This is a genomic window from Bartonella sp. CL25QHWL, from assembly GCF_042195335.1.
In the GTDB taxonomy this organism is placed as follows: domain Bacteria; phylum Pseudomonadota; class Alphaproteobacteria; order Rhizobiales; family Rhizobiaceae; genus Bartonella.
In genome coordinates this window covers 1-1,017 of the sequence record NZ_JBHIOE010000066.1, presented here as the reverse complement: position 1 = coordinate 1,017, position 1,017 = coordinate 1, and the positions used below count along the sequence as shown (strand labels likewise).

The 1,017-nt window shown below is 42.6% G+C and carries 1 protein-coding gene; it reads right to left on the bottom strand.

The window, feature by feature from the left end; all coding sequences use genetic code 11:
- Positions 1 to 1,017, bottom strand: a 1,017-nt coding sequence (locus ACFILY_RS09485) for an autotransporter outer membrane beta-barrel domain-containing protein (protein ID WP_375645350.1), incomplete at both ends; no start/stop codon positions are given.

Here is a 1,017-nt window from a genome sequence, read left to right as displayed (position 1 = left end):
ATGCTGCACGCTGCCATAAGCTGTTAGTGACCATTTATCCAATGTGCTCTTACTTACATCATCCATATCCTTTGGAGTGAAAGACAGCCGCCCATAGGTGCCTACAAGACCGAAATGTGTTGTGGTATTTTGTCCTTCTAATGCTGCGAATGTAACACCGGCTTGTAGAGCAGCATAGCGGATATCAGCACCATAACCATATTTGAGAGGTCCGCGTTCAGAAGATAAGGTTCCTGTGTTTCCGTAAGTATAGAGGAAGAAACCGGTTTGTTTTTCTTCTTCTTTTCCTAAAACAGATGTTCTGATATTGGCTAAGAGTGCGTTTTGTTTAGCCATATCGGTTAATCCACTGTAGAAGAGAGCATTTGGCATGACCAAATAGCTTGCTGTTTGTGGTACAGGTGCAACGGTAGGGATATTTGTTTCAGGATCAGGATTTGAACCAGAATTGGAGCCAAGCAGTTCGGGTTGCAAACGGAAATCCCAGAAATTTTCATTCTTTTCATCAAAGAGGTTTTGTGCAATATCGGCGTTGCCTTGGCTTGAGTCTGGTCCATAGGCACGTAGTGTATACATATCTGGTAAGCCACCTCTTGTGGTATAGCCATTTACCAGTTTGAAAGAGTTTTCCTCTGCTTTTCCAGAAACTTGAATAAGTGAAAGACCCCGGACATTGGCAGCAGCAGAGGTATTTGCTTCGATATTGTTCTCTTCTAAGCGCCCCGTGACATAAACTGATGTGTTGCCAGAGACATCCCCATGGATCAAAAGTCTATCGGTTTTTTGGTCATTTATTGCAGCACCATCACTCCAAGCCGTGTTGAAGTAAATCTTTGCATCACCCATTGCATTGTAGACTTCTTGCGTGTCTGGTTTACCAGAACCTATATGCAATGTTTGGTAATGATCTTCTGTTGGTTTCTCAAAAACAATGGAGCTGTTATCGAGATTAAGCGTGGAAATATCAGAACGAGATCTTTGAGCGATATCAAGGAGATTGCCATCATCATCTTTTTC